At 64.5% G+C, this 12,210-nt stretch carries 11 protein-coding genes; 6 read left to right on the top strand and 5 right to left on the bottom strand.

The genetic code is table 11. The features are described 5' to 3' along the window. Positions 1–103 precede the first annotated feature (103 nt). Together AC1Q6Z_RS05460 and AC1Q6Z_RS05465 are read right to left on the bottom strand one after the other, a co-directional pair. Positions 104–928, bottom strand: a complete 825-nt coding sequence (locus AC1Q6Z_RS05460) for an ABC transporter permease (RefSeq protein WP_492646990.1) — start codon at positions 926–928, stop codon at positions 104–106. Next, positions 925–1,842: an ABC transporter permease gene (locus AC1Q6Z_RS05465; RefSeq protein WP_492646991.1), complete on the bottom strand. Its 918-nt coding sequence runs from the start codon at positions 1,840–1,842 to the stop codon at positions 925–927. The genes AC1Q6Z_RS05460 and AC1Q6Z_RS05465 overlap by 4 nt, the downstream gene beginning before the upstream one ends. A 236-nt stretch (positions 1,843–2,078) precedes the next feature. Here AC1Q6Z_RS05465 and AC1Q6Z_RS05470 point away from each other — a divergent pair, with 236 nt between their 5' ends. Continuing rightward, on the top strand, positions 2,079–3,503 hold the full coding sequence (locus tag AC1Q6Z_RS05470; protein ID WP_492646992.1) for an aminotransferase: 1,425 nt from the start codon (positions 2,079–2,081) through the stop codon (positions 3,501–3,503). Positions 3,504–3,594: 91 nt separating this feature from the next. Here the strand turns inward: AC1Q6Z_RS05470 and AC1Q6Z_RS05475 are convergent, their stop codons facing one another. Both AC1Q6Z_RS05475 and AC1Q6Z_RS05480 read right to left on the bottom strand, forming a co-directional pair. Further along, on the bottom strand, positions 3,595–4,794 hold the full coding sequence (locus tag AC1Q6Z_RS05475; protein WP_492646993.1) for an aromatic ring-hydroxylating oxygenase subunit alpha: 1,200 nt from the start codon (positions 4,792–4,794) through the stop codon (positions 3,595–3,597). Positions 4,795–4,979: 185 nt separating this feature from the next. After that, positions 4,980–5,771 carry a DUF1194 domain-containing protein gene (locus tag AC1Q6Z_RS05480; protein WP_492646994.1) on the bottom strand — a complete coding sequence of 264 codons (792 nt, stop codon included), beginning with the start codon at positions 5,769–5,771 and terminating at the stop codon, positions 4,980–4,982. Positions 5,772–5,958: 187 nt separating this feature from the next. Here AC1Q6Z_RS05480 and AC1Q6Z_RS05485 point away from each other — a divergent pair, with 187 nt between their 5' ends. After that, complete coding sequence (locus AC1Q6Z_RS05485; protein ID WP_492646995.1) at positions 5,959–7,056, top strand: hypothetical protein; 1,098 nt, start codon at positions 5,959–5,961, stop codon at positions 7,054–7,056. A gap of 4 nt (positions 7,057–7,060) precedes the next feature. On the opposite strand, the gene AC1Q6Z_RS05490 is transcribed toward AC1Q6Z_RS05485, so the two are convergent. After that, positions 7,061–7,654, bottom strand: a complete 594-nt coding sequence (locus AC1Q6Z_RS05490; protein WP_492647249.1) for a TetR/AcrR family transcriptional regulator — start codon at positions 7,652–7,654, stop codon at positions 7,061–7,063. A 125-nt stretch (positions 7,655–7,779) separates the two neighbouring features. On the opposite strand from AC1Q6Z_RS05490, the gene AC1Q6Z_RS05495 reads away from it, so the two are divergent. The 4 genes from AC1Q6Z_RS05495 (at position 7,780) to AC1Q6Z_RS05510 (ending at position 12,043) form a co-directional block, all read left to right on the top strand. After that, complete coding sequence (locus tag AC1Q6Z_RS05495; RefSeq protein ID WP_492646996.1) at positions 7,780–8,604, top strand: NmrA family NAD(P)-binding protein; 825 nt, start codon at positions 7,780–7,782, stop codon at positions 8,602–8,604. A 2-nt stretch (positions 8,605–8,606) separates the two neighbouring features. After that, complete coding sequence (locus AC1Q6Z_RS05500) at positions 8,607–9,098, top strand: anthrone oxygenase family protein (RefSeq protein WP_492646997.1); 492 nt, start codon at positions 8,607–8,609, stop codon at positions 9,096–9,098. 64 nt (positions 9,099–9,162) lie between these two features. Beyond that, the gene (locus AC1Q6Z_RS05505) at positions 9,163–10,581 is read left to right on the top strand and encodes an amidase (RefSeq protein WP_492646998.1); all 1,419 of its coding nucleotides are present in this window, start codon (positions 9,163–9,165) and stop codon (positions 10,579–10,581) included. A gap of 253 nt (positions 10,582–10,834) precedes the next feature. Beyond that, a complete protein-coding gene (locus AC1Q6Z_RS05510) occupies positions 10,835–12,043 on the top strand; it encodes a DUF2778 domain-containing protein (protein ID WP_492646999.1) in 1,209 nt (402 codons plus the stop codon). The last annotated feature ends 167 nt before the right edge of the window (positions 12,044–12,210 follow it).

Genomic DNA, 12,210 nt, shown 5'->3' on the forward strand with positions numbered 1-12,210 from the left:
TCCTAGAGTTTGTCAGGGAAAAGTGGAAACCGGTTTTCCCGAGAAGACAAACGAAAACAAAAGAATCTAGAGCAGGTCTGGTTCAGTCTGAACCAGACCTGCTCTAGGGCAGCATGAGTGCGAGCTGCGTGCGTTTTTCGGCACGGCGGCGCAGGATTTCGGCGAGGGTCAGCATGAGGATCGAGGCGACGAGCATGATCGTGCCGAGGGCCAGCACACCGGGCAGCTTGGCGGCGAAGCGCAGCTGGCCCCAGATATAGACGGGCAATGTCGGCGCTGTGCCGGACAGGAAGAAGGCGAGGATGAACTCGTCGAGCGAGATGGTGAAGGTGACGAGCAGGCTGGAGACGATCGCCGGCGCGACCACCGGCAGCGTGACGCGCCGGAAGGTGCCGATCGCGGTTTCGCCGAGGTCGTAGGAGGCCTCTTCCAGGCTGCGGTCGAAGCCCTCGAAGCCGGAGACGAGCACCGACATCGCATAGGGCACGCAGAACACGGTCTGGCCGAGGATGACGGTGACGAGCGAGAGCTCGATGCCCATGGCCAGCACGATCATCAGCAGCGAGACCGCGACGATGATTTCCGGCAGGAAGAGCGGCGCCATGATGAGGCCTGCCGCCGTCCTCTGCCCGCGAAACCTGTAGCGCGTGATGGCGCGGGCCGCGCAGATGCCGAGCACGGTGGAGAGCACTGCCACCGATATGCCGACGACGAGGCTGTTCCAGGCGGCTTCCATCATCACCGAATTGCCGGCAAGCGAGGCGTACCACTTGGTGGTGAAGCCGGCGAGCGGGAAGGTGGTCGTCGCCGCATTGTTGAAGGAGAACACCGGCAGCAGCAGGATCGGCAGGTAGAGGAAGAGGAAATAGACCGCGACATAGACCGGCAGCCACGGAATGACACGCAGGCGCTGTGTGAGGAGGCTCATTTGATCCTCCTGACGGTGAATTTCAACGCGAGCACGACGGCGGCGGCGGCGAGCGAGACGAGGATCATCGTCGTGACGGAGAGGGCGGCGCCGAGCGGCCAGTTCGCGCCCTTGCCGAACTGGGCCTGGATGGCGGTCGCGATCATCACGCCGTCCTTGCCGCCGACGAGGCGCGGCGTCACGTAGTCGCCGACGGTCGGGATCATCACGATGAGGAAGGCGGAGACGACGCCCGGCAGCGACAGCGGCAGGGTGACGCGGAAGAAGGCGCGCAGCCGACTGTCGCCGAGGTCGCGCGCGGCCTCGATATAGGTGCGGTCGATCTTCTGCAGCGAGACGTAGATCGGCAGGATGGCGAAGGCGGCCCAGCTGTGCACCAGCGTGATGACGACGGCGTTGGAATTGTAGAGGAGGGAGGTCACCGGCTTGTCGATGAGGCCCATCGAAATGAGGCCGGTGTTCATGACGCCGCCATAGCCGAGGATGACCTTCCAGGACATGACGCGCAGCAGGTAGCTGGTCCAGCACGGCACGGTGACGAGGAAGAGCCAGAGATTCTTGTGCACCCCGCCGTGGAAGGAGATGAACCAGGCGATGGGGTAGGAGAAGACGACCGTGACGACGCTCACCGTCAGCGAGATCCACAGCGAGCGGATGAAGAGGTCGCGGTAGATCGGTTCGGTCAGCGCCTGACGGTAGTTTTCCAGCGTGAAGGTGCGATCGATGTCGAGATAGTTCTGGGTCCAGAAACTGTAGGCGATGACGATGAGGACCGGGAGAAAAAGCAGCGCCAGCGCATAGAGGAAGGTCGGCGAGATCATGGCGAGGCCGCGGGCCTCTTCGCTGCGTGTCCAGGGCCGGCGTCTTGCCGGGGCGGGCGTGTCAGCGATCCTGTCGAACGCCGCCGCCGTCATGGGGCGGGGCTCCGGTCGCGGCAACATTCATAGAGCGTGAGACTTCCCGTTCCCATGTGGTGCGCCTTTTCGGCTTTGTGTGTTCCCTAATGACAACATGCGCCCGAATCCCCGTTGAAATCAAGCCCCACTTCTGCAATATTGATTGAACGAACATTCAATATGATTGGGAAATCCAAAATCTTTCATATTGTTGTGGTCAGAATCTTCCTGGTAAATAATCGATGGAGCGGGACATGGCGGCAATTCCGAAGACGGCGAACGAGGACCTGCGTGCCGACGAGGCGGCCGGCGACGAGATCACCCGGCTGGCCGAGCGCCATCTCGTGCAGCCCTGGCCGGTCTCCGGCTCGATCGGTGCCGAGGCGCGCGGGCGCATCGAAGCGGGCGAGGGCATCTATGTGACGGATGCCAGCGGCCGAAAACTGATCGATGGCCCTGCCGGCATGTGGTGCGTCAATGCCGGCCATCGCAACAAGGAACTGGCCGACGTCATGGCCGCGCAGGCCATGGAACTTTCCTACAATTCGCCCTGGTACACGACGAACACGCCCTCCGCCGTGCTGTCCGCGCGGCTTGCCGAGCACGCGCCTGACGGCGTCGACCACGTCTTCTACACGACGGGTGGCTCCTCGGCGGTCGAGACGGCGCTGCGCTTCATGCAGTTCGCAAACAATGTAAAGGGGCGGCCGGAGAAGAAGCTGATCGTCTCGCGGCAGGGCGGCTATCACGGCTCGACCTATCTTTCCGCCTCGCTCAACGGCCGGCCGCGCGACCATGACTGGATGGACAGCGCGTCTGATCTCGTCGTGAAACTCTCCTGCCCGGACCCCTTCCGCCGGCCGGAGGGCATGAGCGTCGAGGCCTTCTGCGATTTCCTCGTGGAAGAATTCCGCCGCGTCATCGAGGAGAAGGGGGCCGAGAATATCGGCGCCTTCATCGCCGAGCCTGTCATGGCTTCCGGCGGCGTCATCGTGCCGCCGCCCGGCTATCTCAAGCGCATGCACGCGCTTTGCCGTGCCAATGACATTCTCTTCATCGCCGACGAGGTGGTGACGGCCTTCGGACGCCTCGGCCATGTCTTCGCATCGAAGGATGTCTTCGATATCGAGCCTGACATGATCACCTTCGCCAAGGGCGTCACATCGGGTTATTTCCCGCTCGGCGGCGTGATGATCGCGGGCCGGCTGTTCGAGGAACTGCGCCGCTCCAACCATTCGGAGGCGATGTTCGCGCATGGGCTCACCTACTCCAGCCATCCGGTCGGCTGCGCCGTAGCGCTGAAGAATCTCGACATCCTGGAAGGCGGCCTTCTGGCGCATGCACGGGCGGTGTCGGATCATTTCCAGACGAGCCTCAAGGCGCTGGAAGACCTGCCGTTGGTCGGCGAGGTGCGCGGCCTCGGGCTGATGGCCTGCGTCGAATGCGTCGCCGACCGGGTCAGCAACAATCCCCTGACGCTCGATCTCGAAGTGGGAAAACGCATCGACCGGCATTGCCAGGAACTCGGCCTCCTGGTGCGCCCGCTCATCAGCATGTGCGTGATGTCGCCGCCGCTCACCATCTCGACAGCCCAGATCGACGACATGGCGGCGATCCTGCGCCGCGGCATCGAGCTCACTATGGACGACCTGACCCGCGAAGGGCTCTGGAAGGGCTGAGCCCTTCCGGACAAGACCCTGTTTGGACCGCCATTCCCTGGTCCAAACGTTTGAGGCCCGCGAAAGCGGGCCTCTTTTTCGTTTCAGTGGTTTAGCGGCTTTCGATGAGGCCGGCATTGACCTCCGCCATCGCCTTCTCCTCCGGCGCCTCCTTTAGCGTCACCACCGGCAGCACCTTGCGAATGTGGTCGTGGTGGGTCTGCACGCCATATTCGAGGTCGGAGAGATAGAAGCCGGCGAAGGCGTTGGAGGTCATCGCCTCGTTGGACCAGACGGTGAGCTGCACGTCCTCGGACTGCGTGTCGCGGTCGATGCGATAGGCGAGGTAGCGGGCGAGGCGCTGGGCGCGGTCTTCCTCGCGGTAGCGGTAGATGCCGCCGCGCAGCAGCGTCTTGCCGACGCCGATGGGGAATTCCTGGTAGAACTGCATGGTCTCCGGCGTCACCGCGATGACGCAGTTCGGGAACAGGCCGAAATAGATCCAGGCCTTGCGCAGCCGTTCGGGAAGCCGCAGGTTCTCCCGTGAGATCTTGACGTAGTTGCGCACGCTCCAGCGCCGGCCGGCATGGGGATTGTAGGTTGCGAAGGACCGGCAGAGGCCGTCGACGAAGGGTTCGTCGTAATAGGTCGAGCCGTAGAGGTCCTGGAGCGCCGGATGCGCCATCGCGACATGGTAGCCCTCGTTGTCGACGTCGCGCACGGACTTCCAGTTGACCGGGCTTTCCTGCGTCCAGATGCCGCCCGTCGGCACCATCTCTTCGGAACGGTAGTGCGAAAGTTCGTCCTCGAAGGGCTTCATCAGCTCGGCGACGGAGGGCTGCGGGCCGGGCGCGAAGCGGATGAAGACGAAACCCTGCCAGATCTCGCATTCGAGCGATTTCAGCGCGAACTCGTTCTTGTCGAGTGGCGGGAAGCTGCGCGGGCGGGCGGCACCGCGCAAGGTGCCGTCGAGATTGTAGACCCAGCCGTGGAAGGGACAGACGAGCGCATTGCGGCAGCTGCCCTTTTCATCGGCGACGAGGCGCGAGCCGCGATGGCGGCAGATGTTGTGAAAGGCGCGCACGGTGCCGTCCTGCCCGCGCAGGATGAGCGCGCGCTCGCCGACGACGTCCATGGCGAGGTAGTTGCCGGGCTCGGGAATGTCGGAGACGTGGCAGGCGATCTGCCAGTGCTCGCGGAAGACATGCTGCTTCTCCAGCTCAAGCAGGGCGGGGCTGTGATAACACCAGCCCGGGAGTCCGCTCCTGTCCCAGTCGTTCGGAACATTGATATCGCGGATCATCTCGTTCATGTCGCTCCCCTTATTTTGCTGAACGTTCATTCAATATAAGCACAATTTCCGTTCAAAAGGAATAGCTTGCGAAGAGCTGTTGTTTTTGAATCAGGAAAAACCCGGTCGCGGCGCGGCCGGGGAGGGGCTGATTTTCGGCGAAAACTGCGTCGGTGCCGCAGCTTAACGGCAGGCTTTGACGCGCATTACCGGTCGAGTTCCGGGTAGTAGCGTTCCATATAGCTGGGCCTGAGTTTCTCGCCGATCATGCAATCGGCGCTTTCGCCGGCAGCGCGGATTATGCGGGCGGGCGGTTCGGCGCCGCTGACTTCGAGGATCAGCTTGCGGCGGATGGCGATGGCGAAATCCTCCGGCTCCTGCACGGGCAGCACGAAGGCGCCCGGACCGCCGATCACGCAGTTCGAATAATAGTCGTCGAGCGAACCATAGGCGGCCGAAGGGCGGATCATTATGGCGAGGCCGTTGATTATGATGCCGAGCGCGGTGGCGGCATCGCGGGCCGGCGTCACGGGCGGTCCGAAATTGTTCGGGCCGTCGCCGGAGACGTCGATGACGCGGCGAATGCCGGAATAGCCGTTCCCATCGAAGAGTTTCGCGCCGTAGACGATGGCGCCGGAGATCGACGTGCCGCGGCGCGTGGCGATCGGGCGGGCCTCCAATTGTGCGGCGAAGGCCTTGGCGTCTTCCGGCCCGGAGATTATCTGCCAGGGCAGGTGCGAACTGTCTCGGATCGTGCCGGCCCATTCGAAATAGCTGATGGCGATTCGGCCGGTCAGGCCGTCGCGCACGGCATTGACGAAATCGGGGTGTCGCAGCGCATCCACGTAGCCGGCGCGCTGCACCTGCGCCTCCTCCAGGTCCATCGAACCGGAGACGTCGACCGCGAGCACCAGCTCCACGTCGACCTCCTGGTCGGAGGCGGCGGCGATCTCGGCGCCGGCCGTCAGGCTCATCAGCAAGGCAAGCGTTGTCAGCATGGCCGTCACCTATGTGCATATCCCGGACGGCAAATGTATCACGAACCGCGGAAGGAAAGGACGGGCACAGTTCAAAAATCGGTGATGCCGGCGAATAGCCGCCCGCCCGCGACCGTCAGATTGCTGTTCCAGCGATTTTCGGACGCCGGGAACGGGACTTGCCTTCGGGCAGAGAAAGCAGATCGAGATGGGCTTCAAGGATATTTTCAGCACGCTTCGCAACAGGATGTTCGGCCGGGCGGAGAGCGCGCCGGCGGAGCCGCTTTCGCCGCAGGAACAGCTTGTTCGCGACTACGATCTCTATCTCATCGACCTCTATGACGAGATTCCGGGCCTCATTCCGCAACGCGACGCCATGCGGATCGCCTGGGGCAACGGCGATTTCGAGGCCTACCAGCGCGCCTTTGAGGCCGCGCGGGCCGGCGGCGTGATCGCGGAAAGCGGCCGGCCGCATTATTCCCTGGTCAAGGACTGGTTCTTCGAGCCCTTTCTGGACCTGCCGGACGAGGAAGCGGCGGCGCATGAGGAGATGCTCAAGCCGTTCCGGGCGTTCTTCCAGCGCAGCCCGTCGCCGTTTTCCGCCGCCACCTATGCCGATGCACTGCGCGTAACCGCCTTCGCGCGGCGCGGCACCGCCTATGGGCGTTTCGTGCGGCCGGAGCAGTGGAAGAGCTACGAGGAGCTGCTGAAGGAAGCGGACGACGTGCTCGACAGCCATCCGGACCCGGAAAATTTCAGCTGGCGGATGAGCGATTACCGTCGCGCGGCGAACGAGGGCAGTTTCGACATCTTCAAGGCGCGTTTCGAGCGGGCCTGGCTGCTCGACCGCTACAATGTTGATCTCTGCCGGGCGCATGCCCGCATGATCATGCCGCGCTGGCTCGGCCGCGACGCGCAGGATCTCGAAGATTTCGCGCGGCGGGCGGTGGAGCTGACGCGGGAGCGCTTCGGCCTCGGCTTCTATGCGCTGATCCAGCAGGCGAACACCGACGTCGGCGATCACGAGCTTGCCGACACGCTTTGCGATCCGGCCCTCGTCAAGCAGGGCTTCGAGGACCTGCTTACCCGCTTCCCGGCGCCGAGCGTGATGAACCTTTACGCCGACATGCTCGAATGGATGGGCGATACCGAGGCGCTCGCCGATCTGCTGGAGACCCGCTTCCGCGTGATGGTGCCGCAGATCTGGTACGGCGATACGCGGGGCGAGAAGATCTCCTACGTCTTCGACACGCTGCTGGAAGCCGCAGACGCGCTGGAACAGCGCCGCGCCCGCAAACGCGCGTGATGGCTTAAAGCGCCGTCAGCTCGCGGATCGCCATGCGCTTGTAGGCCTCGACCAACAGGTCGCCTTCCGCCCGCGCGACCGAGACGGCAAGGCGCATGGTCGCCTCGCCGAGATGCATGACGAGAAGGGCGGTCGCCTCGATCGTTTGCGGATCGACGTTCGGTCGCAGCGCCGTCAGCCGGGCGGCCAGCAGCGCGCCGTTGCGCCGGCTCTCCTCGACCTCCATGGCTCGCAGCGCGCCATCCGCCTGCACGGCCGACCAGATGTCGCGGATGACGGGTTCGGCGAGGAAGATCGCGTAGTAGGTATCGATCAGGCTGGCGAAGGCGGTGCCGAGGTCGTCCATGCTTTCGACGACGGCGAGGCCTTCGGCGATGCAAACGCGGCTGTCCTCGTTGCAGCGTTCGGCGAGCGCATGCACCACGGCGCTCTTGTCGGGAAAATACTGGTAGAGCGAGCCGATCGAGATGCCCGTACGCTGGGCGAGCTCGCTCATGCGCAGCGCATCGCTGCCCGTTTCGGCAATCATTTCCGTCGCATTGGCAAGGATGGCGTCCACCCGCTCGCGGCTACGTTTCTGGGTCGGCGCGCGGCGCATCTGCGTTTCGCTCAACTCTCGTTCCACCGTCTGCTCCAAAGGCTCGAATAATCGCGCTTGACAAATACGAGGATTCCTCACATTTTGCAAACATGAGTGATGCTCACATTTTGGAGGATGGAAAGATGACGAACAAGCGCATTCTGCTTCTGGGCGGTGAAGGCAAGACGGGGCGGCCGATCGCCGAAAGATTGCGGGAAAAGGGATATGCGGTCCGGCTGGGCTCGCGCTCAGCGGACATCCCGTTCGACTGGCGCGATGCGTCCGGCTGGCCGGCGGTGCTGGCGGGTGTGGATGCGCTCTACATCGCCTACCAGCCGGACCTCGCGGTGCCGGGCTCGGACGACGATATCCGCCGGCTCTCCCGTCTTGCCGCCGAGGCCGGCGTCCAGCGCATCGTGCTGCTTTCCGGCCGCGGCGAGGATGCGGCGGAGGCGAGCGAGGAGGCGATGAAGGAGGCGGGCATTCCCTGGACCGTGCTGCGCGGCAGCTGGTTCTTCCAGAATTTCAGCGAGGGCCTGTTTGCCGAACAGATCCTGGCGGGCGAGCTGGTGCTGCCCTCCAGCACGGTCCGCGAACCCTTCGTCGACACGCGCGACATTGCCGACATGGCGGTGGCGGCGCTGACGGAGCAGGGGCACGCCGGCAGGACCTACGAACTGACCGGCCCGCGGCTGATGACCTTTCGCGAGGCGCTGGCGGAGTTTTCCGCGGCGAGCGGGCGCGCGGTCGTCTATACGCCGGTGACCGTCGAGGCCTATGCTGGCATCCTGCGCGAGGCCGGTATCCCCGAGGATGTCATCTGGCTCGTCACCTACCTGTTCGGCTCGGTGCTCGACGGGCGCAACGAATCTCTCAGGACCGATATCGAGCAGGTGCTCGGCCGCCCGCCGCGTGATTTTGCAGATTTCGCCTGCGATGTCGCCGCAACCGGTTTCTGGAGGACCTGATCATGGCAAGTATTTTCCCCATCCTGACGTTTTTCGCCATCCTTGCGGCAGCGCTCAATGCCGGCCTGTTTTTCATCTTTTCCGTCTGCATCATGGCCGCCTTCGCGCGCCTGACGCCGGCGGAAGGAGCGGCGGCGATGAACGCCATCAATGTCGTCATCCTGAACCCATGGTTTGCCACTGCCTTCTTCGGTGCCGCGGCTCTGTCGCTGGTGCTCGTCGTCATCGGCTTCCTGCAGGGCGGGGCCGGCGGGCTCATGGCCGTGGCCGGCGGCGTGGTCTTCCTCGTTGCGGTCATCGGCGTGACGATGGTCTTCAACGTGCCGCTCAACGATGCGCTCGCCGCGTCCCCCGCCGGCAGCGCGGAGCAGGCGGCGCTCTGGCAGCGCTATCTCGATGTCTGGACGCCATGGAACCATGTGCGCACGCTCGGCTCGCTCGCCGCCGTCGGGCTTTTCGCGCTCGCCTTCCGCCAGGGTGTGCCGCTCGGCTGAGGCCGGGCTGGCGCTCGCCCCTTCGGCCTGCTAGCTCTTGCATCAGAGACCGCCGGAGCCGACCTTGCAGGACATAACCGACCTTTCCGCCCTTGCCCTTTCCGCTGCCATCGCCGAGCGCAGGCTCGATTGCCGAAGCGTCATGGCGGCCTATCTTGCCCGCATCGAGGCGATCAATCCGCGCATCAACGCCATCGTCAGCCTCCGCCCGGCGGAAGACCTGCTGGCCGAGGCGGAGGAGGCCGATCGGGCGCTCGCGGCGGGAGAGCATCGCGGCTGGCTGCACGGTCTGCCCTTCGCGGTGAAGGATCTCTCCGAGGCGAAGGGCATCCTCTGCTCGTTTGGTTCGGCCAACTATGCGGATTTCGTGCCGGACTATGACGACATCCATGTCGAGCGCATCCGGGCGGCGGGCGCCATCGTCATCGGCAAGACCAATGCACCGGAAATGGGCCTCGGCTCGCACAGCTACAATCCGGTCTTCGGCGTCACGCGGAACCCTTACGATACCGGCAAGAGCGCCGGCGGCTCCTCCGGCGGTGCGGCGGCGGCGCTTGCGGCACGATTGCTGCCGGTGGCCGATGGCAGCGACATGATGGGGTCGCTGCGCAACCCCGCCGGCTTTAACAACGTCGTCGGCTTCCGCCCGTCCTTCGGCCGCGTGCCCTCGCTCGGCAACGAACTTTTCCTCGGCCAGCTCGCCGTCAACGGGCCGATGGGGCGCAGTGTCGCCGATGTCGCGGCCCTTCTCGCGACGCAGGCGGGGCACGATCCGCGCGATCCGCTGTCGCTGGTCGACGAGGATCTCTCGCTTGACGGCAGCCGCGATCTCTCCGGCGCCCGCATCGGCTGGCTCGGCGATTTCGGCGGTTACCTGCCGTTCGAGCCGGGCGTACTGGAACTCTGCCGTGAGACGCTCGACGTCTTCCGGCGGCTCGGTTGCACGGTGGAGGAGGTTGCGCCGGGCTTCGACATGGCGCGGCTGTGGCAGACCTGGCGCACGCTGCGCCATTTCCTGGTCGCCGGCGGGCAGGCCGCCGACTACGACGATCCGGCGCGGCGCGCCAACATGAAGCCGGAGATGCTTTGGGAAGTCGACAACGGCCGCGCGCTTTCGGCGGCGGAGGTCTATGCGGCGTCGCTCGGCCGCAGCGACTGGCATCGCTACGTCGCGGGCCTGTTCGAGCGCTATGATTTCCTCATCCTGCCTTCGGCCCAGGTCTTCCCGTTCGATGCGGAACTCGATTGGCCGAAGGCGATCGACGGGCGGGTGATGGACACCTATCACCGCTGGATGGAGGTGGTCATCGGGCCGACGCTCGCCGGCCTTCCCGTCGCCGCAATGCCGGCCGGCTTCGGGGCAAACGGGCTGCCCGCGGGCATCCAGATCATCGGCCGCGCGCGGGCCGATCGCGACGTGCTGGCGGCCGCCGCGGCCTATGAAAAGGCCACCGACTGGCTCGCCCGGCCTCCCCAGTTTTAGGGATGCGGGGCGCAAGGCCACGTCATCGCCGCATTCTCGTGACAGGCAGCCTTGCCGGGCGGTGAGGACACCCCGGCGGATTCCTTCAAAAACACGAGGCGCCGTTTAGGAATTGCTTACCATATTTCGTCATTCTTTGCTCGTTCGGCAGAAGTCCGGGGCGCGTGGCCCCGATGCCTGCCGCCAGCGTAAAGGCCCTCGGACTGTCTGTTCCGCGGCCGCGTCGAGTAACGAGTATCGGGTAACGAGTATCATGGCGTCTGTGTACAGTTCCGCGCGTTCCGCGTCGAAATCCCGTCGGGGCCGTTCCGCGGGCATCCTTCTCAGCACATTGCTTGCCTGCGGCGTCATCGCCGGGTCCGCCTGGGCGGTTGTCTCGACGCTCGGTGCCATGCAGGAGGCGGCAACGTCGCTTTCGGACGGCAAGAAGGCCATTGCCGGCACTCTCCATATCAAGACCCCCGGCAAGGAAAAGGTTGCCGACCGGGTGGTGAAGATCGCGAAATTCTCGCGTCTCTCCCAGCCCTCGGAAAGCGAGCTTCGCCAGAAGCAACTGACCGCCGAGGCGATCCAGGTCGCGCACCAGCGCAAGATCTCGGTCCAGCTCGCTTCCGCCGTGAAGCGCGAGAAGGCCAAGGCGGCGTTGATCGAGGCGGCCTATGCCCGCGCCGAGCGCTCCGTCGAACAGGAAAAGGCGATCACCGGCCAGCCGGCCATGGTGACCGCGCTCGTCGAGGACACCTCCGCCCGCAAGGACATCCAGCCCTTCGGCCTCGTCATGCAGAAGCCGCAGACGGAAGAGGAAAACCTCCTCAGCCAGATCCCGTTGCCCGAAGCCAAGCCGGCGCTCGAGACCGTCGTCATCGAAAAGCCGGTGGTGGTGGAAGAAGAAAAGCCGGTCGCGCGCAACAATCGCGAAAAGGCGAAGGACAAGGACAAGGAAGAGGTCGCTTACGCCAAGCCCGACCGGTCGCTGTTCGGCAACCTGTTCAAGGGCGGCAGCGGCAGCAGCAATGGCACGGGTTGGCTCGGCAAAGGCACGCGCGTTGCGATCTACGACGTTTCCAACGCGACGGTCTACATGCCCGACGGCACGAAGCTGCGCGCCCATTCCGGCATCGGCAAGATGCGCGACAATCCGCGCTACGAGCACGTCAAGATGAACGGGCCGACGCCGGCCGGCATCTACCGCCTGAAGATGCGCGAGCGGCGCTTCCACGGCGTCGAGGCGATCCGCATGACCTCCATCGACGGGCGCGACCCGAAGAACCGCACGGGCCTCCTGACGCACACCAACCTCCTGCGCAACCAGAAGGGCTCGCATGGTTGCGTCGCCTTCCAGAACTACGAGCCGTTCCTCAACGCTTTCAAGCGTGGGCACATCACCATGATGATCGTGGTGCCGGAACTGCCGTCGTCGCGCACCCAGCTTGCCGCGCTCTACCGCAAGGCCGGCGCCTGACATTTTTCGCGTGACCCCTAAAACCGGCGCCCTGTTAGCGCCGGTTTTGTATTTTCAGGCCACGGGCACAAATTTTCTCCGAATGTTGTGAACGATAACCATTTGGTTTAGCGAATGCTAAGAATTTTGGGTCAATTTTAGCCGACTTCTCTTGATGGCCCGGCTGC

This window comes from Shinella sp. GW835-FHT14H05, from assembly GCF_058793575.1.

Excerpts from the sequence above, each read along its gene's own strand:
- AC1Q6Z_RS05485 (WP_492646995.1), top strand. The coding sequence starts at position 5,959 with ATGGGCTTCAAGGATATTTTCAGCACGCTTCGCAACAGGATGTTCGGC.
- AC1Q6Z_RS05465 (WP_492646991.1), bottom strand. The coding sequence starts at position 1,842 with ATGACGGCGGCGGCGTTCGACAGGATCGCTGACACGCCCGCCCCGGCA.
- AC1Q6Z_RS05475 (WP_492646993.1), bottom strand. The coding sequence starts at position 4,794 with ATGAACGAGATGATCCGCGATATCAATGTTCCGAACGACTGGGACAGG.
- AC1Q6Z_RS05510 (WP_492646999.1), top strand. The coding sequence starts at position 10,835 with ATGGCGTCTGTGTACAGTTCCGCGCGTTCCGCGTCGAAATCCCGTCGG.
- AC1Q6Z_RS05495 (WP_492646996.1), top strand. The coding sequence starts at position 7,780 with ATGACGAACAAGCGCATTCTGCTTCTGGGCGGTGAAGGCAAGACGGGG.
- AC1Q6Z_RS05460 (WP_492646990.1), bottom strand. The coding sequence starts at position 928 with ATGAGCCTCCTCACACAGCGCCTGCGTGTCATTCCGTGGCTGCCGGTC.
- AC1Q6Z_RS05500 (WP_492646997.1), top strand. The coding sequence starts at position 8,607 with ATGGCAAGTATTTTCCCCATCCTGACGTTTTTCGCCATCCTTGCGGCA.
- AC1Q6Z_RS05470 (WP_492646992.1), top strand. The coding sequence starts at position 2,079 with ATGGCGGCAATTCCGAAGACGGCGAACGAGGACCTGCGTGCCGACGAG.
- AC1Q6Z_RS05480 (WP_492646994.1), bottom strand. The coding sequence starts at position 5,771 with ATGCTGACAACGCTTGCCTTGCTGATGAGCCTGACGGCCGGCGCCGAG.
- AC1Q6Z_RS05490 (WP_492647249.1), bottom strand. The coding sequence starts at position 7,654 with ATGCGCCGCGCGCCGACCCAGAAACGTAGCCGCGAGCGGGTGGACGCC.